General features: G+C 68.3%; 25 protein-coding genes. 22 read left to right on the forward strand and 3 right to left on the reverse strand.

Going from position 1 to position 25,828, the window contains the following annotated elements:
* From gspL to OEJ37_RS33635, 3 genes are all read left to right on the forward strand, one after another.
* Nucleotides 1-819 (forward strand): type II secretion system protein GspL (gene gspL, locus OEJ37_RS33625; RefSeq protein WP_263349303.1); only part of this gene is annotated, 819 nt, incomplete at its 5' end.
* Nucleotides 816-1,322, forward strand: a complete 507-nt coding sequence (locus OEJ37_RS33630) for a type II secretion system protein M (protein WP_263349305.1) — start codon at nucleotides 816-818, stop codon at nucleotides 1,320-1,322. The genes gspL and OEJ37_RS33630, both read left to right, overlap by 4 nt.
* Nucleotides 1,323-1,353: 31 nt before the next feature.
* Nucleotides 1,354-2,142 carry a type II secretion system protein N gene (locus OEJ37_RS33635; protein WP_175920630.1) on the forward strand — a complete coding sequence of 263 codons (789 nt, stop codon included), beginning with the start codon at nucleotides 1,354-1,356 and terminating at the stop codon, nucleotides 2,140-2,142.
* Between the two features lie 24 nt (nucleotides 2,143-2,166).
* Here the strand turns inward: OEJ37_RS33635 and OEJ37_RS33640 are convergent, their stop codons facing one another.
* Complete coding sequence (locus OEJ37_RS33640) at nucleotides 2,167-3,729, reverse strand: efflux transporter outer membrane subunit (RefSeq protein WP_263349308.1); 1,563 nt, start codon at nucleotides 3,727-3,729, stop codon at nucleotides 2,167-2,169.
* 255 nt (nucleotides 3,730-3,984) lie between these two features.
* Entirely contained in the window at nucleotides 3,985-4,266 is a 282-nt protein-coding gene (locus tag OEJ37_RS33645) for a multidrug ABC transporter ATPase (RefSeq protein WP_174418335.1), read from the reverse strand.
* Nucleotides 4,267-4,440: 174 nt separating this feature from the next.
* Here OEJ37_RS33645 and OEJ37_RS33650 point away from each other — a divergent pair, with 174 nt between their 5' ends.
* Both OEJ37_RS33650 and OEJ37_RS33655 read left to right on the forward strand, forming a co-directional pair.
* Nucleotides 4,441-4,929, forward strand: a complete 489-nt coding sequence (locus OEJ37_RS33650; protein WP_174418336.1) for a MarR family winged helix-turn-helix transcriptional regulator — start codon at nucleotides 4,441-4,443, stop codon at nucleotides 4,927-4,929.
* Nucleotides 4,930-5,106: 177 nt separating this feature from the next.
* On the forward strand, nucleotides 5,107-6,669 hold the full coding sequence (locus tag OEJ37_RS33655) for a DHA2 family efflux MFS transporter permease subunit (RefSeq protein ID WP_174418337.1): 1,563 nt from the start codon (nucleotides 5,107-5,109) through the stop codon (nucleotides 6,667-6,669).
* A 60-nt stretch (nucleotides 6,670-6,729) separates the two neighbouring features.
* Here OEJ37_RS33655 and OEJ37_RS33660 read toward each other — a convergent pair whose 3' ends face one another.
* Nucleotides 6,730-7,656 carry a LysR family transcriptional regulator gene (locus tag OEJ37_RS33660; protein WP_152860470.1) on the reverse strand — a complete coding sequence of 309 codons (927 nt, stop codon included), beginning with the start codon at nucleotides 7,654-7,656 and terminating at the stop codon, nucleotides 6,730-6,732.
* 139 nt (nucleotides 7,657-7,795) lie between these two features.
* On the opposite strand from OEJ37_RS33660, the gene OEJ37_RS33665 reads away from it, so the two are divergent.
* The 17 genes from OEJ37_RS33665 to OEJ37_RS33745 all read left to right on the forward strand — a co-directional run bounded on the left by OEJ37_RS33665 (nucleotide 7,796) and on the right by OEJ37_RS33745 (nucleotide 25,629).
* Nucleotides 7,796-8,269 (forward strand): CidA/LrgA family protein, encoded by a 474-nt coding sequence (locus OEJ37_RS33665; RefSeq protein ID WP_174418338.1) that lies wholly within the window; start codon nucleotides 7,796-7,798, stop codon nucleotides 8,267-8,269.
* A 13-nt stretch (nucleotides 8,270-8,282) separates the two neighbouring features.
* Nucleotides 8,283-9,005, forward strand: a complete 723-nt coding sequence (locus OEJ37_RS33670) for an LrgB family protein (RefSeq protein WP_152860466.1) — start codon at nucleotides 8,283-8,285, stop codon at nucleotides 9,003-9,005.
* A 179-nt stretch (nucleotides 9,006-9,184) separates the two neighbouring features.
* Nucleotides 9,185-9,721: a flagellar basal body-associated protein FliL gene (gene fliL / locus OEJ37_RS33675; RefSeq protein ID WP_174418339.1), complete on the forward strand. Its 537-nt coding sequence runs from the start codon at nucleotides 9,185-9,187 to the stop codon at nucleotides 9,719-9,721.
* Between the two features lie 22 nt (nucleotides 9,722-9,743).
* A complete protein-coding gene (gene fliM / locus OEJ37_RS33680) occupies nucleotides 9,744-10,742 on the forward strand; it encodes a flagellar motor switch protein FliM (protein WP_152860462.1) in 999 nt (332 codons plus the stop codon).
* Nucleotides 10,735-11,226: a flagellar motor switch protein FliN gene (gene fliN / locus OEJ37_RS33685; protein WP_263349311.1), complete on the forward strand. Its 492-nt coding sequence runs from the start codon at nucleotides 10,735-10,737 to the stop codon at nucleotides 11,224-11,226. The genes fliM and fliN overlap by 8 nt, the downstream gene beginning before the upstream one ends.
* Nucleotides 11,223-11,807, forward strand: coding sequence for a flagellar biosynthetic protein FliO (fliO, locus tag OEJ37_RS33690; protein WP_263349313.1), 585 nt, complete (start codon nucleotides 11,223-11,225; stop codon nucleotides 11,805-11,807). Before fliN ends, fliO begins: the two co-directional genes overlap by 4 nt.
* A gap of 36 nt (nucleotides 11,808-11,843) precedes the next feature.
* Entirely contained in the window at nucleotides 11,844-12,605 is a 762-nt protein-coding gene (fliP, locus tag OEJ37_RS33695; protein ID WP_174418342.1) for a flagellar type III secretion system pore protein FliP, read from the forward strand.
* Between the two features lie 19 nt (nucleotides 12,606-12,624).
* The gene (gene fliQ / locus OEJ37_RS33700) at nucleotides 12,625-12,897 is read left to right on the forward strand and encodes a flagellar biosynthesis protein FliQ (protein WP_006401718.1); all 273 of its coding nucleotides are present in this window, start codon (nucleotides 12,625-12,627) and stop codon (nucleotides 12,895-12,897) included.
* 23 nt (nucleotides 12,898-12,920) lie between these two features.
* Nucleotides 12,921-13,703 carry a flagellar biosynthetic protein FliR gene (gene fliR, locus OEJ37_RS33705; RefSeq protein ID WP_263349316.1) on the forward strand — a complete coding sequence of 261 codons (783 nt, stop codon included), beginning with the start codon at nucleotides 12,921-12,923 and terminating at the stop codon, nucleotides 13,701-13,703.
* Nucleotides 13,704-13,865: 162 nt separating this feature from the next.
* A complete protein-coding gene (locus OEJ37_RS33710) occupies nucleotides 13,866-14,870 on the forward strand; it encodes an ABC transporter substrate-binding protein (protein ID WP_263349317.1) in 1,005 nt (334 codons plus the stop codon).
* 122 nt (nucleotides 14,871-14,992) lie between these two features.
* Nucleotides 14,993-15,790, forward strand: coding sequence for an ABC transporter ATP-binding protein (locus OEJ37_RS33715; protein WP_174418345.1), 798 nt, complete (start codon nucleotides 14,993-14,995; stop codon nucleotides 15,788-15,790).
* Nucleotides 15,791-15,828: 38 nt separating this feature from the next.
* Entirely contained in the window at nucleotides 15,829-16,686 is an 858-nt protein-coding gene (locus tag OEJ37_RS33720) for an ABC transporter permease (RefSeq protein ID WP_152860449.1), read from the forward strand.
* An 88-nt stretch (nucleotides 16,687-16,774) separates the two neighbouring features.
* Nucleotides 16,775-18,142 (forward strand): sensor histidine kinase, encoded by a 1,368-nt coding sequence (locus tag OEJ37_RS33725; protein ID WP_174418364.1) that lies wholly within the window; start codon nucleotides 16,775-16,777, stop codon nucleotides 18,140-18,142.
* Between the two features lie 12 nt (nucleotides 18,143-18,154).
* A complete protein-coding gene (locus tag OEJ37_RS33730; RefSeq protein WP_263349318.1) occupies nucleotides 18,155-18,832 on the forward strand; it encodes a response regulator in 678 nt (225 codons plus the stop codon).
* Between the two features lie 271 nt (nucleotides 18,833-19,103).
* Nucleotides 19,104-20,234 (forward strand): porin, encoded by a 1,131-nt coding sequence (locus OEJ37_RS33735; RefSeq protein WP_263349319.1) that lies wholly within the window; start codon nucleotides 19,104-19,106, stop codon nucleotides 20,232-20,234.
* A gap of 350 nt (nucleotides 20,235-20,584) precedes the next feature.
* Nucleotides 20,585-22,603 (forward strand): site-specific DNA-methyltransferase, encoded by a 2,019-nt coding sequence (locus OEJ37_RS33740; RefSeq protein WP_263349320.1) that lies wholly within the window; start codon nucleotides 20,585-20,587, stop codon nucleotides 22,601-22,603.
* Nucleotides 22,603-25,629: a type III restriction-modification system endonuclease gene (locus OEJ37_RS33745; protein WP_174418348.1), complete on the forward strand. Its 3,027-nt coding sequence runs from the start codon at nucleotides 22,603-22,605 to the stop codon at nucleotides 25,627-25,629. Before OEJ37_RS33740 ends, OEJ37_RS33745 begins: the two co-directional genes overlap by 1 nt.
* Nucleotides 25,630-25,828: the final 199 nt, after the last annotated feature.

Genomic DNA, 25,828 nt, shown 5'->3' on the forward strand with positions numbered 1-25,828 from the left:
GTGCTCGGGCTTGCGACGGCGGTCGAATCGGCGCTGGTCGAAGCCGGCGCGCTGCCGGCCGTGGCCGGTGCGCCGCGCCTCGAACTCGCGGTTGCGCGCGGTGCGCTCGGCGAAGGCTTCGCGGCGCCCGCGTCGCGCGCGGCAGGTACGCTGGCCGCGCTCGCGGGCGGCGGCGACGTCGAACTGTACGAACTCGGCGAGCCGGGCGCGGAGCCGCGGCTCGCGTCGGTCGGCCGAACCGACGGCCCGCTGCTGCCGGGCGCCGCGCCGCTGTCGTTCGACGCGTTCGCGCGGCGCGCGCTGACCGAGCGTTTCGATCTGTGCCAGTTCGAATTCGAGTCGCAGCCGTGGCGCTTCGACCGCGCGACGGTGAAGCGCCTGCGCGTGCCGCTCGCACTGGTCGCGGCGACGCTCGGCGTCGCGGTGATCGGGATGAACCTGCACTGGTGGAAGCTGTCGCGCGAACGCGATGCGATGTCCGCGCAGATCACCGAGACGCTGCTGTCCGCGTTCCCGAAGACGACGACGGTGCTCGATCCGCCCGCGCAGATGCAGCGCCAGCTCGACCAGCTGCGCCTGGCGGCCGGCGAACTGTCGCCGAACGATTTCCTCGCGCTGGCGAGCGGGTTGACGCGCTCGATGGGTGCGCTGCCGCTGAACGGCATCGCGTCGCTCGACTATCACGACCGGCGGCTCGACGTCGGCTTCAAGCCGGAGGTCAAGGTCGATCCCGATTTCACGCAGCGCCTCGCGCGCAACGGACTGTCCGGCGAAGTCGACAGCAACACGGGCAAATGGACGATCCGGAGCCGCTCATGAAAACGGAACAACTGAACCAGACGCTGACCCAGTTCTGGGGCGAGCGCTCGCAGCGCGAGAAGATGCTGCTCGGCTGGGGCGGCGCCGTGCTGGCGCTCGCGATCGCGTATTCGGTGCTGTGGTCGCCGGCGCAGGAAGGCCGCGCGCGGATCCAGCGCGAGCTGCCGAATATGCGTCGCGAACTCGCGCAGATGACCGCGCAGGCGAACGAGGCGAAGTCGCTGACGGCCGCCGCGCAGGGTGTCGCACCGACCGGCCTGGCGCTGAAGGACGCGCTGACCGCGTCGCTGTCCGATCACGGGCTGCAGGGTGCGCAGGTGCAGATCGTCGGCAACGGCGTGCAGATCCAGATGAAGAACGTGTCGTTCCCGGCGTGGACGCAGTGGCTCGACGATGCGCGCCGGCAGTTCAAGGCGCAGGTCGGCGAGGCGCACGCGACCGCGCTGAAGGACGACGGCCAGGTCGACCTGACGGCCGTGATGCAACCGTCGACGCAGAAATGACGCGGTGGATGACGCAAGTGGCGGTCGGCCGATGAGGCCATGGACGAAGCGGCTCGCCACCGCATTGCCGTGGGTACTGGCGGGCGGACTGGCGACGGCGGTGACGCTCGTCGCGCTTGCGCCGGCCGCGTGGATTGCGCCGCAGTTTGCGCGCGCGACCGGCGCTCACGTGAATCTCGTCGATCCGGACGGATCGCTGTGGCACGGCTCGGGCACGCTGATGCTCGCGCCGGGCGCCGACCAGAGCGCGGCGACGCTGCTGCCGGGCCGGGTCGAATGGACCACGCGCTTCTGGCCGCTGCTGACCGGGCGCGTGCAGATGCGCATGCGGCAGACCGAGGCGATGCCCGATGCCGTCACGCTCGATGCGACGTGGCGCGGCGCGGTGCTGTCGGCGGGCACGATGGCCGTGCCGGCGTCGCTGCTCACGGGGCTCGGCGCGCCGTTCAACACGCTCGATCTGCAGGGCGACGTGCGGCTCGGCTGGAGCGACTGGCGCCTGTTCGGCAACAACGCGTTCGGCCAGTTGACGGTGACGATCGACTCGATGAGTTCGCGCGTGTCGCGCGTGAAGCCGCTCGGTTCGTATCGCGCGGTGCTGCAGGCGAAGGGGGCGGGTGCCGATCTCGACCTGTCGACGACGCAGGGTCCGCTGTTCCTCGACGGGCACGGCACGTTCGGCGCAAGCCAGGGATCGTTCCGCGGCACCGCGCATGCGGCGCCCGAGCAGCAGGCGAACCTCGCGGGGCTGCTGAACCTGCTCGGCCACCCGATCGGGAACAACGAGGTGTCGCTGATCTTCGGCGACGCGATGCGCTGACGCGCGCGTCGGCCTCTTCTCTTCTTACTTCTGCGCGAGCGGCGCGGCGGCCGACGGTGCGGCTGCCGCGGGCGCGGCAGCACCGGACACCGGCACGGGCGCCGGCGCAGCCATGTCGCCCGTCTCGCGCGTCATGTCCGACGCTTCCCAGCCGCCGCCGAGCGCCTTCACGAGCCCGACCGACGACACCATCCGCTGCCCGGCGATCGTCGCGAGCTTCTGCTGCGCGGTGAACGCGGTGGTCTGCGCGGTCAGCACGTTCAGGTACGCGACCGTGCCGGCCTTGTACTGGTTCGTGACGATCGCGAGCGAGTGCTCGGCGCTGTCGACGGCCTGCCGCTGCACGTCGATTTCCTGCGCGAGGATGCGCTGCGACGCGAGGTTGTCCTCGACATCCTGGAACGCGGTGAGCACCGCGAGGCGATACGCGGCGACGTCCTGGTCGTAGGTCGCGCGCGCGGCGTCGGTCTGCGCGGCGCGCAGACCCGCGTCGAACAGCGTGGCCGCGAGCTGCGGGCCGACCGTCCAGAAACGTGCCGGCAGCGTGAACAGCTGCGACCACACCGAACTCTGGAAGCCGCCGGTGGCCGACAGCGTGAGCGTCGGAAAGAACGCGGAAATCGCGACGCCGATCTGCTCGTTCGCGGCGGCCGCGCGGCGCTCGGCGGCCGCGATGTCGGGCCGGCGCTCGAGCAGCGCGGACGGCACATCGACCGGCGTGATCGGCGGCTCGGCCGCGAGCGGGTTCGGCGGCAGCGAGAAGGTCGACGCCGGTTCGCCGATCAGCGTCGCGATCGCGTGCTCGAACTGCGCGCGCGCGACGCCGTTGTCGATCGCTGCCGCCTGCGCGCTCTGCAGTTGCGTCTGCGCCTGGATCACGTCCGCGCGCGCGGCGACGCCCTGCGCATACTGGTTCTGCGTGAGGTTCAGCGACTGCGCGTACGACTTCACGGTGTCGTCGAGCAGCTTCTGCAGCGCATCGGACGTGCGCAGCTGGAAATAGGTTTGCGCGAGAAGCGCCTGCTGCGACAGCCGCGCGTTCGCGAGATCGGCCGCGGCGGCCGCTTCGCCGGCGCGCTGCGCGCTGACGGTGCGGCTCACCTTGCCCCACAGGTCGGGCTCCCAGCTCGCGTCGAGGCCGACGCTATAGCTGTTGCCGATCGATCCGGACGAGCCGCTGCCGAAACTCGACGACGAGCTCGACGTGCGCGGCGTGCGGGCGCGCGAGCCGGACGCGGTCAGCCCGACGGTCGGGAAATACGCGGCGCGCGCCTCGGTGACGAGCGCGCGCGCCTGCCGGTATGCGGCCGCCGATTGCGCGATGGTCTGGTTCGACGCGTTGAGCTTGCCGATCAGCGCATCGAGCTGCGGATCGTTGTAGACCGTCCACCACGGCCCGCGGTCGGCGCGATCGGCGGGCTGCGCGACCTTCCAGCCGGCCGGCGCTTCCTTGAATGCGGCGGGGATCGACGTGTCGGGCCGGTGATAGTCGGGCCCGACGGCGCAGCCGGCGAGCAGCACGGCCGTCGCAACGGCGACGGCGGCGCTCAGCGGGCGAAGGGCGCGCGGGAGGGAGGCGTACGGCATCGTGGTTTTCCTGTCTGGGCGCGACGGCCGGCGAGCGGCGTCGCGCGATGCGGTCGTGGTGCCGCTGGCGGACAAATGGTAACTGACGGCGGGAAAGCTGCGCAGACCCAAGGGTACGGTGCGCGGCGGCCGGAATGTGTTACCGGCGCGACCGGCCGGTTTACCGGCCATTACGGATCGCTTGCGGCGAGACAGGCGCGCGACGGCCGCGGCGGCGGGCGCGGCCGGCGAACAGTTGGAAAAGCGGGCGCGGCGTCAGTGGCAGCGCACGGGCACCGGGACGGGTTCGGCGGCGGGCCGCCATGACGGCTCCGTCGCGGCCGGCTGGCTCGTGCGGCGTACACCGCCCTTCGCGTTGCGCTGCCGGCGATGATCGAACCATGCGAACCCGAGCGCCGCGAGCGAGCCGCCCGGCACGACCAGCATCGTCACGTACAGCGCGATTTTCCAGCCGCGGTGCGGCCCGGAAAACACGTGATGAGCGGTATCGGTCAGGTTGCGGCGCAGTGCGCCGGCGGCATTTTTCAGGAACAGCATCGCGAACATCCTCGGGTGCCCGGCAGCGCGGGCGAATCGGTCAGAACATAGTCTCCGGCAGCGCAACATGCATGTCGTAACTGGTTGCCTCAAATAATATTGACTAAGCAATCATTTTTCAAGATACTGGGCGCGTTTTAACCTGAAACGCACTATTGCTGCGTGCGCAATCGTATGACCGGCGGCCTCTACGATCCCGAGAACATCGCGCTGGAAACGAGCCTCGGCTATTACCTGTCGAAGGCGAAGCAGGCGCTCGTCGAGCGGATGGACCGCGCGCTCGAGCCGCTCGACCTCACCGCGCAGCAGATCGGCGTGATCCTGCTGCTTTCGCGCGGTCATGCGCGCACGCCGTTCGAGCTGTCCCGCAAGATGTCGTACGACAGCGGTTCGATGACGCGGATGCTCGACCGGCTCGAACGCAAGGGGCTGGTCGCGCGTTCGCGCAGCGAGCAGGACCGCCGGATGATCGAGCTGACGCTGACCGAACGCGGCGCCGATGCGGCCCGCGCGCTGCCGTCGCTGATCGCGACCGCGCTCAACGCGCAGCTCGACGGCTTCTCGGCCGACGAACTCGCAACGCTCACCGGCCTGCTGCAGCGCTTCATCGCCAACGGGCCCGGCACGACCGGCTGCCCGAAGCCCGACGAACCGGACTGCTGATGCGCGCGGAGGCTACATGTATGGGTTAAGCATTCGCTTATTTCTCTGTCTGGGCAGAAGATGACAAGGCACGTGCTGCGTTTCTTTCCTGATCCGTTCCACCCGGCCGGGCTGCGCTGCGTCGCGCACCCGTGCGTTGTGCCGGCGCGTCGCGCGCGCCGCGTCTAGGAGATTCCGATGTCCGCCACCACGGCATCCGCCGCCTCCCCCGCCGCCGAACCCGCGCCGCTGACCGGCGGTGCGCTCGCGCTGCTCACCGTCGGGCTCGCGCTCGGCACCTTCATGGAAGTGCTCGACACGTCTATCGCGAACGTCGCGGTGCCGACCATCTCGGGCAGCCTCGGCGTCGCGACGAGCGAAGGCACGTGGGTGATCTCGTCATATTCGGTCGCATCCGCGATCGCGGTGCCGCTGACCGGCTGGCTCGCGCGGCGGGTCGGCGAGGTGCGGCTGTTTACGCTGTCGGTGCTCGCGTTCACGGTCGCGTCGGCGCTGTGCGGCCTCGCGACCAACTTCGAGACGCTGATCGCGTTCCGGCTGCTGCAGGGCCTCGTGTCGGGGCCGATGGTGCCGCTGTCGCAGACGATCCTGATGCGCAGCTACCCGCCCGCGAAGCGCGGTCTCGCGCTCGGGCTATGGGCGATGACGGTGATCGTCGCGCCGATCTTCGGCCCGCTGCTGGGCGGCTGGATCAGCGACAACTACACGTGGCCGTGGATCTTCTACATCAACCTGCCGATCGGCGTGTTCTCGGCGACCTGCGCGTACTTCCTGCTGCGCGGCCGCGAGACGAAGACGTCGAAGCAGCGGATCGACGCGATCGGCCTCGCGCTGCTCGTGATCGGCGTGTCGTGCCTGCAGATGATGCTCGACCTCGGCAAGGACCGCGACTGGTTCAACTCGTCGTTCATCGTCGCGCTCGCGCTGATCGCGGTCGTGTCGCTCGCGTTCATGCTCGTGTGGGAGGCGACCGAGAAGGAGCCGGTGGTCGACCTGTCGCTGTTCAAGGACCGCAACTTCGCGCTCGGCGCGCTGATCATCTCGTTCGGCTTCATGGCGTTCTTCGGCTCGGTCGTGATCTTCCCGCTGTGGCTGCAGACGGTGATGGGATACACGGCCGGCAAGGCCGGCCTCGCGACCGCGCCGGTCGGGCTGCTCGCGCTGGTGCTGTCGCCGCTGATCGGCCGCAACATGCACCGGCTCGACCTGCGGATGGTCGCGAGCTTCGCGTTCATCGTGTTCGCGGGCGTATCGTTGTGGAACGCGACGTTCACGCTCGACGTGCCGTTCAACCACGTGATCCTGCCGCGGCTCGTGCAGGGGATCGGCGTCGCGTGCTTCTTCGTGCCGATGACGACGATCACTCTGTCGAGCATCTCCGACGAGCGGCTCGCGAGCGCGTCGGGGCTGTCGAACTTCCTGCGCACGCTGTCGGGCGCGATCGGCACCGCGGCCAGCTCGACGTTCTGGGAGAACGACGCGATCTACCACCACGCGCGGCTTTCGGAATCGGTGAGCGTCTATGCGCAGAACACGACCGACTACCAGGGCGCGCTCGCGCAGCTCGGCATCGTCGGGCAGACGGCCAATGCGCAGCTCAACCAGCTCGTCACGCAGCAGGGCTTCATGATGGCGACCAACGACTTCTTCCACCTGTCGGCGGTGATGTTCATCGCACTCGCGGCGCTCGTGTGGATCACGAAGCCGAGGAAGGGCGCGGGGCCGGCGATGGGGCATTGAGCACGCGGCGGGCGGCCGTTGCGCCCGCCGTTTTCGCTTCACCCCCCGGCGTCGAGGCCGTCACTCCCTCGCCCGCAACCCGCCGAACGCGAGATCGTCGACGGGCGCGACGGGCAGCGTCGCCCGTGCCACTTCCAGCCACGCGCGCGCCGCGTGCGACAGATACCCCTTCTTCAGCCAGCCCAGCGCGATCGCCCACGTGATCTCCGGCTCGACGATCGGTCGGCACGTGAACTGCCCCGCGTCGAGCCGCCGGCAATAAGGCTCCGGCAGCAGCGCAATGCCGACGCCCGCATGCACGAGCGCGGCCATGAAATCCCAATGGCCGCTGCGGCTCACGATCGACGGCGTGAAGCCGGCCTTCCGGCACGCATCGAGCACCGCGTCGTGCAGCGCGAGGCTTTCCGCATAGAACACGAACGACTCGCGCGCGAGATCCGCGAGCGGCACGGTCGCTTGATCCTCCCAGCGCGACTCGCGCGGCGCGACGAGCCACAGCGGCGCGCGCACCATCGGCAGCACGTCGAACGTGGCGGGATCGACCGGCTCCAGCAGCCCGCCCAGCTCCAGCTCGCCCGACATCAGCGCCGCCTCGATCATCCGTGCGCCCTGCTCGAACAGCTTCAGCTCGATGTTCGGATAGCGCTGCTTGTACGCGGCGATGATCGGCGTGAACAGCGAGCCGCCGAGCGGCGGGATGCCGATCGTCAGCTCGCCGCGCCCGAGCGTGCCGAGATCGTTCAGCTCCGATTGCAGCTGCGCCTGCGCGGCAAGCACGTCCTGGCCGCGCTGGAACACGATCCGCCCCGCGTCGGTCAGCACCATCTGCCGGCCGTCGCGCAGCAACAACGGCGAGCCGATCTCGTCCTCGAGCGCCTTCACCATCTTGCTGATGGTCGGCTGGGTCACGAACAGCTTGTCGGCCGCCGCGGTGAAGCTCTGCTGGCGGACCACCTCGACGAAGTACCGCAGCGCGCGCAATTCCATCGACGTCTCCCCAAATTGGTGCGGCAATCAAAACTGAATTCCGAATTGGAATGACAAGGATAGAGACAAGTCATTTTATTTATGGTTAGGGGAAACCCTATACTCGCACCATCAACGGAATATCTGTAGGGAGCCCGCCATGACCAAGCCGACCGCCGCACTCGCCGCCCGCCCTGCCGCTTCGGGCAGCATGACGCGCACGGGCCGGATCGCGCTGCAGGCCGCCGCGCTCGGCGCGCTGTGGCTGGCGGTCGACTGGGCCGTGCGGACGGTCGGGCTGCCGATCCCGTCCGGCGTGATCGGCCTCGCGGTGCTCCTCGTGCTGCTGTTCTCGGGCCGCGTCGCGCCCGCGTGGGTGAAGGACGGCGCGAACTGGCTGCTGTCCGACATGCTGCTGTTCTTCGTGCCGGCCGCCGTCGCGGCCGTCCAGTACGGCGGGCTGTTCCGCGAGGACGGCTGGCGCATCGCGCTGGTCATGCTCGCGGGCACCGCGTTCGTGATGGTCGCGGTGGCCGTCGCGGTCGACCTCGCCGCGAAGCTCGAACGCCGGCTCGCCGCGCAGCGCGTGTTCGCCGAACGCCGCCGCGCGCGCCTGAGCGCCGTGGCCCACTGAGCCGGAGCCGCTCATGCCTGCCTTGCTGTCGAACCTGCCCGCCGACCGGGTGAATACCGCGATCTCGTTCGGCTGCTTCGTGCTGACGGTCGTGCTGTATTTCGTGTCGAAGCGGCTCTACGCGTACAGGAAGACACTGCTGTTCTCGCCGCTCGTGTTCGTGCCGGGCGTGCTGGTGCTGCTCGTCCTGCTGACCGGCATCCCGTATTCGGTCTACTTCCGCGACACGCGCTGGCTGATGTGGCTGCTCGGCCCGGCGACGATCGCGTTCGCGGTGCCGATCTATGAATATCGCGACCTGATCCGCCGGCACTGGCTGTCGCTGTCGGTCGGCGTCGCGGTCGGGATCGGCGCGGGCGTGTGCGGGTCGCTGCTGCTCGCGAAGCTGCTGCACCTGTCGCCCGAGTTGCAGCGTTCGCTGATGACCCGCTCGGTGTCGACGCCGTTCGCGCTCGCCGTGTCGGACAAGATCCACGCACCGAAGGATCTCACGGCCTTGTTCGTGATCGCGACCGGTATCTGCGGGATGCTGCTCGGCGAGATCGTGCTGGCGCTCGTGCCGATGCGCACGCGGCTCGCGCGCGGCGCGCTGTTCGGCGCGGCTGCCCACGGCGTGGGCACCGCGAAGGCGCGCGAGATCGGCAGCGAGGAAGGCGTCGTGTCGAGCCTCACGATGATGATCGCCGGCGTCGCGATGGTGCTGATCGCGCCGCTGCTGACGCTGCTGCCGATCTGACGGCCCGCGCCGGACGGCCAACGCCCGCCCGGCGTGCCGCCTTGCGCCGGCCGCGCCCGGCATGACCGCCTTGCGCCGCTGCCCCCCCCTGCCTCGAGCCGCGCCGGCCGACAATCGTCTGAGATAGCCGCAATTCCCCCCTCTTTTCCGCCCATCGGCCTCGGCCCGGATGCCGAACAATGCATGCTACGAGACATCACGCACGCATTCACATGGCCTCCACGACCGCAAACCCGACCGCCGACAAGCCGGCTTCATCCGGCAAGTTCAAGCGCATCGCGCTCATCGCCGTCATCGCGCTGGGCGCGGCCGCCGCCGCAGCCGGCGGCATGTACGTGTTCCTGAGCAAGGAAGGCGTCGGCCATGCGAGCGCGCCCGCCGCGCCGCCGCCGCTCGCCGCGCCGGTGTTCTTCCCGCTCGACCCGCTGACCGTGAACCTGCAGTCGGACGACGGCGCGCAGCACTATCTGCGCGTCGGGCTGTCGCTGAAGCTCACCGACCCGAAGGCGCAGGAGCAACTGACCGCGCGGATGCCGGAGATCCGCAGCCGGATCCTGCTCGCGCTGTCGAACAAGCATCCCGAGGATCTCGCGACGCCGGACGGCAAACGTTCGCTCGCGAACGAACTGCGGGACCTGATCGAGCAGCCGACGCAACCGGGCAACCAGCGCGCGAAGGTCGACGACGTGTTGTTTACCGAATTCGTCGTCCAGTAACGCGGCCGCGAAAGGAGCGCGCATGGGCCACCAGGAGTTCATGTCCCAGGAGGAGGTCGATGCCCTCCTCAAGGGCGTCACGGGCGAAACCGATTCAGTCGACGAAAAGCGCGACACATCGGGCGTCCGCCCCTACAACATCGCCACGCAGGAGCGGATCGTCCGCGGCCGGATGCCCGGCCTCGAGATCATCAACGACCGCTTCGCGCGCTTGCTGCGGATCGGCATCTTCAACTTCATGCGGCGCACGGCCGAAATCTCCGTGAGCCAGGTGAAGGTGCAGAAGTACAGCGAGTTCACCCGCAACCTGCCGATCCCGACGAACCTGAACCTGGTGCACGTGAAGCCGCTGCGTGGCACGTCCCTGTTCGTGTTCGACCCGAACCTCGTGTTCTTCGTCGTCGACAACCTGTTCGGCGGCGACGGGCGCTTTCACACGCGCGTCGAAGGCCGCGATTTCACGGCCACCGAGCAGCGGATCATCGGCAAGCTGCTGAACCTCGTGTTCGAGCACTACGCGACCGCATGGAAGAGCGTGCGGCCGCTGCAGTTCGAATTCGTGCGCTCGGAGATGCACACGCAGTTCGCGAACGTCGCGACGCCGAACGAGATTGTGATCGTCACGCAGTTCTCGATCGAGTTCGGGCCGACGGGCGGCACGCTGCACATCTGCATGCCGTACTCGATGATCGAGCCGATCCGCGACGTGCTCAGTTCGCCGATCCAGGGCGAGGCGCTCGAAGTCGACCGCCGCTGGGTGCGCGTGCTGTCGCAGCAGGTGCAGGCCGCCGAAGTCGAGCTGTGCGCGAATCTCGCCGAGATCCCGTCGACGTTCGAGAAGATCCTGAACCTGCGCGCGGGCGACGTGCTGCCGCTGGAAATCGCCGACACGATCACTGCGAAGGTCGACGGCGTGCCGGTGATGGAATGCGGCTACGGAATTTTCAATGGTCAATATGCGTTGCGCGTGCAGAAGATGATCAGCGCGGGCGATACGATGAAGGAAGGTGGATATGAGTGAGCTGAACCAGACGCCCGAGGACGACGTGCAAGCCATCGCCGATGCGGCGCTCGCGACATCGGCCGCCGACGCGCAGGCGGCACCGGCCGCTGCGGAAGAGGAACAGGACCTGGATGACTGGGCCGCCGCGCTCGCCGAGCAGAACCACCAGCCGGTGCAGGCGGGCGCGACGGGCGCCGGCGTGTTCCAGCCGCTGTCGAAGGCCGCGGCGAACCCGACGCACAACGACATCGAGATGATCCTCGACATCCCGGTCAAGATGACCGTGGAGCTCGGCCGCACGAAGATCGCGATCCGCAACCTGCTGCAGCTCGCGCAGGGCTCGGTGGTCGAGCTGGACGGCATGGCCGGCGAGCCGATGGACGTGCTCGTGAACGGCTGCCTGATCGCGCAGGGCGAGGTGGTGGTCGTCAACGACAAGTTCGGTATCCGTCTCACCGACATCATCACGCCGGCCGAACGCATCCGGAAGCTCAATCGATGAACGTCGCGAAGCCCGGCCGCCGCGCACGCATCGCGATCGCGGCGGCGCTTGCCGTCGCCGCTTCGCTTTCCGTGTCGCTCGCCAGCGCGCCGGCCGTCGCCGCCGACATGAACGCGGTGAACAATGCCGGTTCGATCGCGTCGAGCGTGACGGTCGGCTCGGCCGCGCCGTCGCTCGGCATCGGCGCGGTGCTGCAGACGCTCGTCGGGCTCGCGGTCGTGATCGGTCTCGTGTTCGCGTGCGCGTGGCTCGCGCGCCGCTTCGGCTTCCAGCCCGCGCGGCGCGGCGGCCCGCTGAAGGTCGTGTCGAGCGTCGGGCTCGGCACGAAGGAAAGCGCGACGATCGTCGAGATCGGCGACACCTGGCTCGTGCTCGGCGTCGCGCCGGGCAACGTGCGGCTGCTGCACACGCTGCCGGCCGGCCCGGCGGCGGCCACCGCTACCGCGGCATCGGGTTCGGCCGACGCGCCTGCCGGCGCCGCCCCGTCCGAAGGCGGCCTGCCCGGCACGTTCGGTTCGCGGTTTCGCGACGCGCTCGCGAGCGAAGCCGCGAAGCGGCTCGGTCGCGGCAAGGACCGCTGACATGGCGCCGCGCCCTCTTTTCGTTCCCGCATTCCGATGAAACACGAATTCCTGCGTCGCGCGGCGCGCTGCGCGCCCGTGCTGATCCTCTGCGTCGCCCCCGCGCTCGCGTACGCGCAGGCGAACGGCCTGCCCGCGTTCAACACAAGCCCGGGCCCGCACGGCGGCACCACCTATTCGCTGAGCGTGCAGACGATGCTGCTGCTCACGATGCTGTCGTTCCTGCCGGCGATGGTGCTGATGATGACGAGCTTCACGCGCATCATCATCGTGCTGTCGCTGCTGCGCCAGGCGCTCGGCACCGCGACGACGCCGCCGAACCAGGTGCTCGTCGGCCTCGCGATGTTCCTCACCTTCTTCGTGATGTCGCCGGTGCTCGACCGCGCGTACAACGACGGCTACAAGCCGTTCTCCGACGGCGCGATGCCGATGGAGCAGGCCGTGCAGCGCGGCATCGCGCCGTTCAAGACCTTCATGCTGAAGCAGACCCGCGAGACCGATCTCGCGCTGTTCGCGAAGATCTCGAAGGCCGCACCGATGCAGGGGCCCGAGGACGTGCCGCTGTCGCTGCTGGTGCCCGCGTTCGTCACGAGCGAGCTGAAGACGGGTTTCCAGATCGGCTTCACGGTTTTCATCCCGTTCCTGATCATCGACATGGTCGTCGCGAGCGTGCTGATGTCGATGGGGATGATGATGGTGTCGCCGTCCACCGTGTCGCTGCCGTTCAAGCTGATGCTGTTCGTGCTGGTCGACGGCTGGCAACTGCTGATCGGCTCGCTCGCGCAGAGCTTCACGTAAGCAGCGGAGGAATCTCTCGATGACGCCCGAACAAGTGATGACCCTCGCGCACCAGGCGATGATGGTCGGCCTGCTGCTCGCGGCCCCGCTGCTGCTGGTCGCGCTCGCGGTCGGCCTCGTCGTGAGCCTGTTCCAGGCCGCGACGCAGATCAACGAAGCGACGCTGTCGTTCATCCCGAAGCTGCTCGCGGTCGCCGCGACGCTCGTGATCGCTGGCCCGTGGATGCTGACGACGATGCTCGACTACCTGCGGCAGACGCTGCTGCACGTCGCGACGCTCGGCGCCGGCTGAGCCGCGCTTAACCCCCGGCGGCGATGTTCTCGGTTACCTACGCGCAGCTCAACGGCTGGCTCACCGCCTTCCTGTGGCCGTTCGTGCGGATGCTCGCGCTCGTCGCGACGGCGCCCGTCGTCGGTCACGCGGCGGTGCCCGTGCGCGTGAAGATCGGCGTCGCCGCGTTCATGGCGCTGGTCGTCGCGCCGACGCTCGGCACGATGCCGGACGTCACCGTGTTCTCCGCGCAGGGCATCTGGATCGTCGTCACGCAGTTCCTGATCGGCGTCGCGATGGGGTTCACGATGCAGCTCGTGTTCGCGGCCGTCGAGGCGGCCGGCGACTTCATCGGGCTGTCGATGGGCCTCGGCTTCGCCACCTTCTTCGATCCGCACACGAGCGGCGCGACGCCCGTGATGGGGCGCTTCCTGAACGCGGTCGCGATGCTCGCGTTCCTCGCGGTGGACGGCCACCTGCAGGTGTTCGCCGCGCTCGCCGCATCGTTCCAGTCGCTGCCGGTGTCGGCCGACCTGCTGCACGCGCCCGGCTGGCGCACGCTCGCCGCGTTCGGCGCGACCGTGTTCGAGATGGGGCTGCTGCTCGCGCTGCCGGTGGTCGCGGCGCTCTTGATCGCGAACCTCGCGCTCGGCATCCTGAACCGCGCGGCGCCGCAGATCGGCGTGTTCCAGGTCGGCTTTCCGGTGACGATGCTCGTCGGGCTGCTGCTCGTGCAGCTGATGGTGCCGAACCTCGTGCCGTTCGTGTCGCACCTGTTCGACATGGGGCTGGATGCGATCGGGCGGGTGCTGCTCGGCTGGCGCTGACGCATCCGGCCCCGTTCCCCGCCCGTTCCGGCCCCCCGTTGCTGGAAAACCCCTAAAGGAACCACCGCCCCGCGAAAGGTTGCAGAAGGTTTCGCGTCCCTATACTCGTCGTGACGATGCAGCAAGCATCGCGCCACGAATACAACGAACGGAGACGACCCGATGCGACCCATCCTGCGCACCCTCGCCGTTGCAGCCAGCCTGAGCTGCGCGCTTGCCGCTGCCCCCGCTTTCGCCGATGACGGCGGCAAGATCACGATCATGGTCGGCGGGATCGCGAAGCTGATCTACCTGCCCGCGCGGCTCACGCAGGAGCTCGGCTACTTCAAGGCCGAAGGGCTCGACGTCGAGCTGCTGTCGCAGCCGGCCGGCGTCGACGCCGAGAACGAGCTGCTCGCGGGCGCCGTGCAGGGTGTCGTCGGCTTCTACGACCACACGATCGACCTGCAGAGCAAGGGCAAGGACGTGAAGGCGATCGCGGTGTTCGGCCAGGTGCCGGGCGAAGTCGAGATGGTGTCGACCAAGGCCGCGCCGACCTTCAAGTCGATGGCCGACGCGAAGGGCAAGACGCTCGGCGTGACGGGCCTCGGCTCGTCGACGAGCTTCCTCACGCAATACCTCGCGCTTGCACACGGCGTGCCGTCGACGCAGTACACGATGCTGCCGGTCGGCGCCGACGCGAGCTTCATCGCCGCGATCAAGCAGGGCCGCATCGACGCCGGGATGACGACCGAGCCGACCGTGTCCGCGCTCGAGAAGATGGGCGACGCGAAGGTGCTGGTCGACCTGCGCACGCTGGAAAGCACGCGCGCCGCGCTCGGCGGCACCTACCCGGCCGCCAGCCTGTACGTGCAGTCGGCATGGGCCGATTCGCACAAGGCGGAAGCCACCAAGCTCGCGCACGCGTTCGCGAAGACGATGCAGTTCATCCACTCGCACAGCGCCGAGGAAATCGCCGCGAAGATGCCGGCCGACTACCAGAAGGACAAGGCGCTGTACGTGAGCGCGCTGAAGGCGTCGCTGCCGATGTACACGGCCGACGGCAAGATGCCGGCCGACGGCCCGGCGACCGTGCTGAAGGTGCTGTCGGCGTTCAACCCGTCGGTGAAGGGCAAGCACATCGACCTGGCGCGCACCTACACGAACGATTTCGTGAACGCGAAGTAATCGACATCGGTCAGGCGCCGGCGGCGGCGATCCCGCCGCCGTGCGTTCCCCGTTCCGGCCCGGTTGACCGGCCCGGCGTTGCGTCACGATGCGACGCCCTCTTCACCCGCAGGACGAATGCGATGACCCAGGCAGTCTCCCCGAGCACACCGGCGATCGAGTTTCGCAACGTGTCGTGCCGCTTCATCTCGCCGGAAGGCAAGGCCACCGTCGCGCTGCGCGACTTCAGCATGAGCGTCGCGCGCGGCGAGTTCATCGCGATCGTCGGGCCGACCGGCTGCGGCAAGTCGACGACGCTCAACCTGATCACCGGGCTGCTCAAGCCCGTGTCGGGCGACGTGCGCGTGATGGGCCGCCCGGTCGACGGGATCGATCCGCGCATCGGCTTCGTGTTCCAGGCCGACGCCGTGTTCCCGTGGCGCAACGTGATCGACAACGTCGCGGCGGGCCCGCTGTTCCGCGGCCGCTCGAAGGACGTCGCGTATACGCAGGCCGAGGAATGGATCCGCAAGGTCGGCCTCGACAAGTTCACGAAGCACTACCCGCACCAGCTCTCCGGCGGGATGAGAAAGCGCGTCGCACTGGCGCAGACCTTCATCAACCAGCCGGAAATCCTGCTGATGGACGAGCCGTTCTCCGCGCTCGACATGCAGACGCGCACGCTGATGCAGGACGAGCTGCTGCAGCTCTGGTCGGCGAACAAGGGCTCGGTCGTGTTCGTCACGCACGACCTCGAAGAGGCGATCGCGCTCGCCGACCGCGTGTTCGTGCTGACCGCGCGCCCCGCGACGCTCAAGCGCGTGTACGAGATCGACCTGCCGCGCCCGCGCGTCACGTCGGAGATTCGCTACGACACGCGCTTCATCGAAATTTCCAAGGACATCTGGCACGACCTGCGCGAAGAAGTGCAGATCGGCTGACGCATACGCCGCACGGCAAGAACAGCAAGGACAGGAGCATGACCGACATGACGCTTCCCCCCACCGCCCTACCGGCGACGACGCTCGAGGACGACGAGCGCGCCGCGCAACGCCGGCTGCGCCGCCGGCGCAACCTGATCGTCACGCTGCGGATCGCCGTGCTCGTGCTCGTGCTGGGCGGGTGGGAACTCGCCGCACGGCTGAAATGGATCGATCCGTTCTTCTTCTCGATGCCGTCGCTGATCTTCGCGCAGCTCCAGGACTGGTTCGCGAACGGCACGTCGCAGGGCCCGCTGCTCACGCAGGTATGGGTCACGCTCGAGGAAACCGGCATCGGCTTCGTGATCGGCTCGGTTGCCGGCGTGATCTGCGGGATCGTGCTCGGCCGCAACAAGCTGATGGCCGATGTGTTCGGCCTATACATCCAGATCGCGAACTCGATTCCGCGCGTGGTGCTCGGCTCGATCTTCGTGATCGCGCTCGGCCTCGGGATGGCGTCGAAGATCGCGCTGGCCGTCGTGATGGTGTTCTTCGTCGTGTTCGGCAACGCGTTCCAGGGTGTGCGCGAAGCCGACCGCTACCTGATCGCGAACGCGCAGATCCTCGGCGCGTCGCGCCGGCAGATCACCACGGCGGTCGTGATCCCGTCCGCGCTGAGCTGGATTCTCGCGAGCCTGCACGTGAGCTTCGGCTTCGCGCTGGTCGGCGCGGTCGTCGGCGAATTCCTGGGTTCCAAGCAAGGCATCGGCCTGCTAATCTCCACCGCCCAGGGCGCGTTCAACGCGAGCGGCGTGTTCGCGGCGATGATCGTGCTGGCCGTGGTCGCGCTGGCCGCCGACTACCTGCTGACCTGGCTCGAGAAGCGGCTCTTGAAGTGGCGCCCTGCCGCGTTCTGAACGCGGCGTCCGGACGCCTGACATGACACTCCCGACCGCGCCGGCGACCCCGGCGCGGTTCGGCATTTCCGAGAAGGAGCGCAACAGGATGGCGCACAGCCTGCGCGGACGGCTGCTGTGGTGGCTGCTGCTGCCGCTCGCGGTGTTCGTGCTGATCGCGGGCGCGATGTCGTACGACACCGCGCGGACCACGGCCGGGCTCGTGCAGGACAGCGCGCTCGTCGCGTCCGCGCGCACGATCGGCGAGGACGTCGAATGGCGCAACGGGCTGCCGGTCGCCGACGTGCCGCCGGCCGCGCTGGAGATCTTCGAATCGCCGTCGCAGGATTCGGTGTTCTACAAGGTGATCGACGGCCACGACCGCCTGCTGGCCGGCACGCCGGCGCTCGCCGTGCCCGCGCGGCACGGCGTCGAGCCGACGCTGTACGACACGTCGCTCGACGGCGTGCGGCTGCGCGCGGTGGCCTACGATCGCCAGCTCTACGACGAAGGGCAGATCGAGACGGTCACGGTCGTCGTCGCGAAAACGACGCGCTCGCGCAACGCGATGGTCGCCACGATCTGGCGGCCGCAGCTCGTGCGCCTGTCGCTGATGCTGATGCTCGCGGTGGTGCTCGTCTACCTCGGCCTCACCTTCGAGCTGCGCCCGCTGATGAAGCTGAAGGACGATGTCGCCGACCGCGGGCCGATGGAACTGGAGCCGATCCGCCCCGAGAGACTGCAGCACGAGCTGCGGCCGATCGTCGACGCGATCAACCAGTGCATCGCGCGGCTCAATACGCATACGGCCACGCAGCGCCGCTTCATCGCGGACGCCGCGCACCAGTTGCGCACGCCGATCGCGGTGCTCGACACGCAGATCCAGTACGCGCAGCGGCGCGGTCACGACGATGCGGAACTCGCGTCGGTGCTCGACAGCATGCAGCGCAGCAGCCGCAAGATGGCCGACGTGACCGACAAGCTGCTGCTGCTCGCGCATGCGGAAGCGACGCCGTCGACGCTCTTGACCCATCGCGTCGATCTCGCGGCCGTGGTGTCGAGCGTGCTGGAGGAAACGATCGTGCTCGCGCAGCGGCGCGACATTGACCTCGGCGCCGATCTCGGCGAGCGGCTCGACGTCGCGGGCAGCGACAGCCTGCTGACCGCGCTGGTGATGAACCTCGTCGACAACGCGGTGCGCTACACGCAGCCGGGCGGCTGCGTGACGGTCGCCGCGCGGCGCGACGGCGACGCGATCGTGCTCGACGTGGTCGACAACGGCCCCGGCATTCCGGCCGAAGCGCGGCCGCACGTGTTCAAGCGCTTCTACCGCGTGTCGTCCGACACCGAGGGCTCGGGCCTCGGCCTCGCGATCGTCCGCGAGATCGCGCAGGCGCACGGCGGCAGCGCGTCGCTTGCGCCGGGGCCGGGCAATCGCGGTATCGTTGTGACCGTACGGCTGCCCGCCTATGATTGACGAGATGTCCCCATGAAACTCCTGCTGGTCGAAGACAACGCCGAACTCGCGCACTGGATCGTGAACCTGCTGCGCGGCGAGGATTTCGCGGTCGACAGCGTCGGCGACGGCGAACGCGCCGACACGGTGCTGAAGACCGAACGCTACGACGCGGTGCTGCTCGACATGCGCCTGCCCGGCATCAGCGGCAAGGAAGTGCTCGCGCGGCTGCGGCGCCGCAACGACAACGTGCCCGTGCTGATGCTGACCGCGCACGGCTCGGTCGACGACAAGGTCGACTGCTTCGGCGCGGGCGCCGACGATTACGTCGTGAAGCCGTTCGAGTCGCGCGAGCTGATTGCGCGGATTCGCGCGCTGATCCGCCGGCAGGCCGGCGTCGGCACGACGCAGCTCGTGTGCGGCGATCTCGTCTATGCGTTCGGCACGCGCGAATTCCGCTGCGGCGAAACCGTGCTCGCGCTGCGCCGCCGCGAGCACGCGATCCTCGAAACACTGATGCTGCAGCAGAACAAGACGGTGTCGAAGGCGCGGCTGATGGACAGCGTGTTCGCGCTCGACGACGAGCCGAGCGCCGACGCGATCGACATCTACATCCACCGGCTGCGCAAGCATCTCGCGGGCAGCACGGCGGAGATCATCACGCTGCGCGGGCTCGGTTACATCCTGCGCGCGAAGAGTGCGCACGACTGACGGGCGTTCTTTCTCCGCCCCCGACATCGATTCGTATCACGAAACGCGTCCGGAAACCCGGCAGGCGAGCATCCGCACGTCTGCCCGATTCGCGATTGTTGCGCGTTCGGTGTTTTCACCGATTCGATTCTTGCGTCCGGGAAAGCGTCGTGAAGGATTGCACCCTCTACGATGCTACGCGTCGGCCCTCTCGCTGTGGCCGGCAAGAGTCGGCATACATTGCGTACTGCCAACGACCAGATTTCAATGCGGCAGCTCGGAGGAGACGATCTTGAAACGAAAAACCCTTGCCCTTTCCATCGCGGCGGCAGGCCTGTGCGTCGGCACCCAGGCGCATGCGCAGTCGAGCGTGCAGCTCTACGGCCTGATGGACCTGAGCTTTCCGACCTACCGGACCCACGCCGACGCGAACGGCAATCACGTGATCGGCATGGGCAACGAAGGCGAGCCGTGGTTCAGCGGCAGCCGCTGGGGCCTGCGAGGCGCCGAAGACATCGGCGGCGGCACGAAGATCATCTTCCGCCTCGAAAGCGAATTCGTGGTCGCGAACGGCCAGATGGAAGACGAAGGCCAGATCTTCGACCGCGATGCATGGGTCGGCGTCGAGGACGAACGCTTCGGCAAGCTGACGGCCGGCTTCCAGAACACCATCGCGCGCGACGCGGCGGCGATCTACGGCGACCCGTACGGCTCCTCGAAGCTGTCGACCGAGGAAGGCGGCTGGACCAACTCGAACAACTTCAAGCAGATGATCTTCTACGCGGCCGGCCCGACCGGCACGCGCTACAACAACGGCATCGCGTGGAAGAAGCTGTTCAGCAACGGCATCTTCGCGAGCGCCGGCTACCAGTTCAGCAACTCGACGCAGTTCGCGACCGGCTCCGCGTACCAGGTCGCGCTCGGCTACAACGGCGGGCCGTTCAACGTGTCGGGCTTCTACAACCACGTGAACCACGGCGGCTTCACGAACCAGACGTTCTCGGTCGGCGGCAACTACACGTTCGACATCGTGCGCCTGAATGCGGGCTACTTCCGCTACAACGGCGACCAGGGTGCGCTCGGCCAGCGCCACGACGATTCGTGGACGGTGTCGATGAAGATCGCGCCGAAGGGCGCGCTCGACTACGAGCTCGGCTACCAGCAGATGCGCATCAAGAACGCCGCGAACAACGCGGACGGCTTCACGCCGAACGCGAACCTCGGCGCGTTCAGCCTGACCAACGGCGTCGCCAACGGCTTCAAGGAGACGATCTACGGGTCGGTGTTCTATCACCTGAGCAAGCGCACCGAGGTGTACCTGGCCGGCGACTACATGAAGCTGCATGGCGGCTACACGGCGGCGTCGACGTTCGGCGCGAAGAACCAGCTCGAACTGACTTCGGGCGTCCGTACGCGTTTCTGATCTCGAGGCCGGCCATCCGGAGCGGGGCCCATCGCGCCCCGCCGTTCCCTCCGTCCGGGATTCTCCATGCGGGCACGCCGGCGCTTTGCGCCGACCGTGCCCTTTTTTTCGTCCTTTCCGCGGTGCCGCGTGACGCCCGCGAAGCGGCCGCCGGCCGGCCGTGCGAGAACCGGCCCGAAACCGCTTGCGGCCCGTCCGGCGGGCGATCGCGGCCGATGCACGTACGTTCGGCCCACATCGGCGCTTGACCTGCGCCGACCGACTCGCTAGCGTTTCGGGTTTGCCCGGGCGGCCATTGCCGCCGGTGCCGTGAGCGCGCCCGACGTCCTGGCGCGCGCGGCCGGGCTCCGATGGAAAAGACGATGCAGAAACTCGATGCGGCCAGCCCGCAGGCGATGTCGACGGATTTCACCGCCGACAACGTCGCGCGCCTGAAGGCGCTGTTCCCCGAACTCGTGACCGAAGGCCCCGACGGCGCGTCGGTCGACGTCGACGTGCTGAAGGCGCTGATCGGCGAACGCACGGTCGGCGACGCCGACGAGCGCTACGGCTTCCACTGGCACGGCAAGCGCAGCGCACGCCAGGCCGCGCTCACGCCGTCGACGGGCACGCTGCGCCCCTGCCCCGACGACAGCGTCGCATGGGACGACACGCGTCATCTCGTGATCGAGGGCGACAACCTCGACGTGATGAAGCTGCTGCACAAGAGCTACGCGGGCAAGGTGAAGCTCGTCTACATCGACCCGCCGTACAACACGGGCAGCGATTTCGTCTATCCGGACGACTTCAGCGACAGCATCCGCCATTACCTGGCGATGACCGGGCAGACCCAGGGCGGCGCGAAGCGCAGCACCAATACCGAGGCGAACGGCCGGTTCCATACCGACTGGCTGAACATGATGTATCCGCGCCTGAAGCTCGCGCACGCGCTGTTGTCCGACGAAGGGCTGATCGCCGTGCACATCGACGAGCACGAGGTGCATGCGCTGGTGCTGATGCTGCGCGAGATCTTCGGCGAGGAGAACGAGCTCGGCGTCGCTGTGTGGGACAAGCGCAACCCGAAGGGCGACGCGCGCGGCGTCGCGTACCAGCACGAATCGCTGGTGCTGTTCGCGCGCAATGCCGAGACGCTGCTCGAACAGGCGCCGCTCAAGCGCCCGAAGCGCAATGCGCAGCGCATGCTCGACGCCGCGCATGACGCGGTGTACCGCAGCGGCAACGCGAAGGACGCGCAGAAGGCATACCGCGCGTGGATGAAGGCGCAGACCAACCTGTCCGGCGGCGAAGTGATGTACGACCGGCTGTCGGAAGACGGCCGCGTGTACCGCCTCGTGTCGATGGCATGGCCGAACAAGAAGAAGGCGCCGGAAGAGTATTTCACGCCGCTGATCCACCCGGTCACCGGCAAGCCGTGCGCGATGCCGGCGCGCGGCTGGCGCAATCCGCCCGCGACGATGCAGGCGCTGATCGAGCGCGGCCAGATCGAATTCGGCGCGGACGAAAGCACGCAGCCGCAGCGGATCTACTACCTCGACGAGAACATGTACGAGAACGTGCCGTCGGTACTGCCGTTCGCCGGCTCCGACGACGCGCTGCTGAAGACGCTCGGGATCCCGTTCGACCTGCCGAAGCCGGTCGATTTCGCAGCGGCCGTGATCGGCTGGTGCACGCGCGGCGACGACATCGTGCTCGACTGCTTCGCGGGCTCCGGCTCGACCGGCCACGCGGTGATGCAGGTGAACGCGACCGACGGCGGCGCGCGCCGCTACGTGCTTGTGCAACTGCCCGAAGCGCTCGACCGCCGTGACAAGACGCAGCAGAGCGCGGCCGATTTCTGCACGAAGCTGAAGAAGCCCGCGACGCTCGCCGAAATCACGAAGGAGCGCCTGCGCCGCGCCGCGCAGCAGGTCGCGCGCGACTATCCGGAAAGCTATGGCGACCTCGGCTTCCGCGTGTACCGGCTCGACACGACCAACGTGATCGAGTGGGACCCGCGCCGCGACGACTTCGACCACGCCCTCTTCGCGTCCGTCGAGCACGTGAAGACCGGCCGCACCGAGGACGACCTGCTCGCCGAGCTGACGCTGAAGCTCGGCCTCGACCTGTGCACGCCGGTCGAGCATCACCAGGTGGCCGGCAAGACCGTGCACCTGATCGGCCGCTCGATCGTCGCGTGCTTCGATGCGCGCATCTCGCGCGACGACGCGGGCCCGCTCGCCGACGGCATCGTCGAGTTGCTCGACGCGACCGGCGCGTCGCATGACGTCACGTGCCTGTTCCGCGACAGCGGTTTCGTCGACGACGTCGCGAAGCTCAATCTCGCCGCGCTGCTCGAACAGCACGGCGTGAAGCGCGTGCGGAGCCTGTGATGCGGCTGCACTTCGAAGCGGATCTCGACTACCAGCGCGAGGCGATCGACGCCGTCTGCGACCTGTTTCGCGGCCAGGAATCGTATCGCGGCGATTTCAGCGTGCTCGCGAACGCCGCGCCCGGCACCACGGCCGCAGCTCAAGGCTCGCTCGGCTTCGCGGTATCCGAACAGGGCGTCGGCAACCGGCTGTCGCTGACCGACGACGCGCTCGCACGCAATCTCGCCGACGTGCAGTTGCGCGGCGGGCTGCCGCCGTCCGGCCTGCCCGGTTCGCGCGACTTCACCGTCGAGATGGAGACCGGCACCGGCAAGACCTACGTGTACCTGCGCACGATCTTCGAGCTGAACCGCCGCTACGGCTTCACGAAGTTCGTGATCGTCGTGCCGTCGATCGCGATCAAGGAAGGCGTGCACAAGACGCTCTCGATCACCGAGGATCACTTCCGCGCGCTGTACGCGGGCGTGCCGTACGACTACTTCCTGTACGACTCCGCGAAGCTCGGCCAGGTGCGCCACTTCGCGGCGAGCGCGGCGATCCAGGTCATGGTGATGACGGTGGCCGCGATCAACAAGAAGGAAATCAACAACCTCTACAAGGACAGCGAGAAGACCGGCGGCGAGAAGCCGATCGACCTGATCCGCGCGACGCGGCCGATCGTGATCGTCGACGAGCCGCAGAGCGTCGACGGCGGGCTCGAAGGGCGCGGCCGCGAAGCGCTGGCCGCGATGGCGCCGCTCTGCACGCTGCGCTATTCGGCGACGCACGTCGACCGTCACCACATGGTGTACCGGCTCGACGCGGTCGACGCGTACGAGCGCAAGCTCGTCAAGCAGATCGAGATCGCGTCGGCGATCGTCGAGGACGCGCACAACAAGCCGTACGTGCGGCTCGTCGGCGTGTCGAACCGGCGCGGCGCGATCAGCGCGCGCGTCGAGCTCGATGTCGCGACGGCGGCCGGCGTGAAGCGCCAGATCGTGTCGGCCACCGACGGCGACGATCTCGAGCGCCTGACCAAGCGTGCGCTATACGCGGGGCTGCGAATCGGCGAAGTGCATGCGCTGAAGGGCGCCGAATACGTCGAGCTGCGCCATCCGGAAGGCGAGGCGTTCCTGTCGCTCGGCGAGGCATTCGGCGACATCGACACGCTCGCCGTGCAGCGCGAGATGATCCGCCGCACGATTCGCGAGCATCTCGACAAGGAGCTGCGCCTCGCGGAACGCGGCGTGAAGGTGCTGTCGCTGTTCTTCGTCGATTCGGTCGAGCGCTATCGCCGCTACGACGAGAACGGGATGCCCGTGAAGGGCGACTACGCGCTGATCTTCGAAGAGGAATATGCGCGTGCGGCGCGCGTGCCGGCCTACCGTGCGCTATTTGACGGTGTCGACGTGGCGCTCGAAGTCGGACGCGCGCACAACGGCTACTTCTCGATCGACCGCAAGGGCGGCTGGACCGACACGAGCGAGAGCAGCGCCGCAGCCCGCGAGAACGCGGAGCGCGCGTACGGCCTGATCATGCGCGAGAAGGAAGCGCTGCTGTCGTTCGACACGCCGCTGAAATTCATCTTCTCGCACTCGGCGCTGAAGGAAGGCTGGGACAACCCGAACGTGTTCCAGATCTGCACGCTGCGCGACATCCAGACCGAACGCGAGCGCCGCCAGACGCTCGGCCGCGGGCTGCGCCTCGCCGTCGACCAGGACGGCGAACGGGTGCGCGACGCGGGCGTGAACACGCTCACCGTGATCGCGACCGAGCGCTACGAGTCGTTCGCGGAGAACCTGCAGAAGGAAATCGAGGCCGATACCGGCATCCGTTTCGGGATCGTCGAGGAGCACCAGTTCGCGGCGCTGCCCGTGCAGGAAGGCGACGGGCCCGCGCATGCGCTCGGCATCGAGCTGTCGCGCGTGCTGTGGAACCATCTGCACGAACAGGGCTATGTCGACGCGCAGGGCAAGGTGCTCGACAGGCTGAAGGATGCGCTGCGCCAGAGCGCGCTCATGCTGCCGGACGCATTCGAGATGCTGCGCGCGCCGATCGTCGCGACGCTGCGCAAGCTGTCGGGCCGCTTCGCGGTACGCAATGCGGACGAGCGCCGCGCGATCGCGCTGCGGCGCGATGCGTCGGGCAAGGCCGTCGTGTTCGGCGAGGATTTCCGCGCGCTGTGGGACCGTATCCGCCATCGCACCGTGTACCGCGTCGAGTTCGACAACGCGAAGCTCGTGCGCGACTGCGCGACCGCGTTGCACGACGCGCCGGACATCGCGCGTGCGCGGCTGCAGTGGCGCAAGGCCGAGATCGATATCGGCAAGGCCGGCATCGAGGCGATCGAGGTGGCCGGCGCCGGTACGGTGCTGATCGACGAAGGCGAGCTACCGCTGCCCGACCTGCTCACCGAGTTGCAGGACCGTACGCAGCTCACGCGCCGCTCGCTCGCGACGATCCTGGCCGACAGCGGCCGGCTCGACGATTTCCGCGTGAATCCGCAGCAGTTCATTGCGGTTGCGGCCGATGCGATCAACCGCTGCAAGCGGCTCGCGCTCGTCGCGGGCATCGCGTACCGCAAGCTCGGCGAGCGCCACGTGCATGCGCTCGAGTCGTTCGAGAGCGAGGCGCTGACCGGTTATCTGCGCAACCTGCGGCCCGATGCGCGGAAATCGATCCACGAAGCGGTCGTGTGCGAGACGGACGCGGAGCGCGCGTTCGCCGATGCGCTCGAAGCGCACGACGGCGTGAAGCTGTACGCGAAGCTGCCCGCGTGGTTCCGCGTGGCGACGCCGCTCGGCAGCTATCACCCGGACTGGGCCGTGCTCGCGGAACAGGATGGCGGCGAGCGGCTGTACTTCGTCGTCGATACGCCGAATGCGGACGGCAACGTGCCGAGCGAGCACGAGCGCGCGAAGCTCGCGTGCGGCGAAGCGCATTTCCGTGCGCTGGTGGACGGCGACGGCGCGGCACGCTTCGTGCGCGTCAGGCAGGCGGACGCGTTGTTCGAACCCGCGGCGCCGCTGGCGGGCGCCGGGCGCTGAAACGAAGGGCGGCGACGAGCCGCCCCAGACGGCTGACGAACCCCACGTTTTTCGGAGCGTGGGGTTTTGTTTTTCCAGGAACGGGTCGGAGGATCGCGTAGAGCAAGCAGATCGATCTGCTGCGCAAACGGCTTACGAGGCGAGTTTTTTCATGGATCGGGCTGTGTGCCGGCACCGGTGCGATGCCCGCTTCCGGCGT

This window comes from Burkholderia sp. BKH01, from assembly GCF_025685725.1.
In the GTDB taxonomy this organism is placed as follows: Bacteria; Pseudomonadota; Gammaproteobacteria; order Burkholderiales; family Burkholderiaceae; genus Burkholderia; species Burkholderia pyrrocinia_C.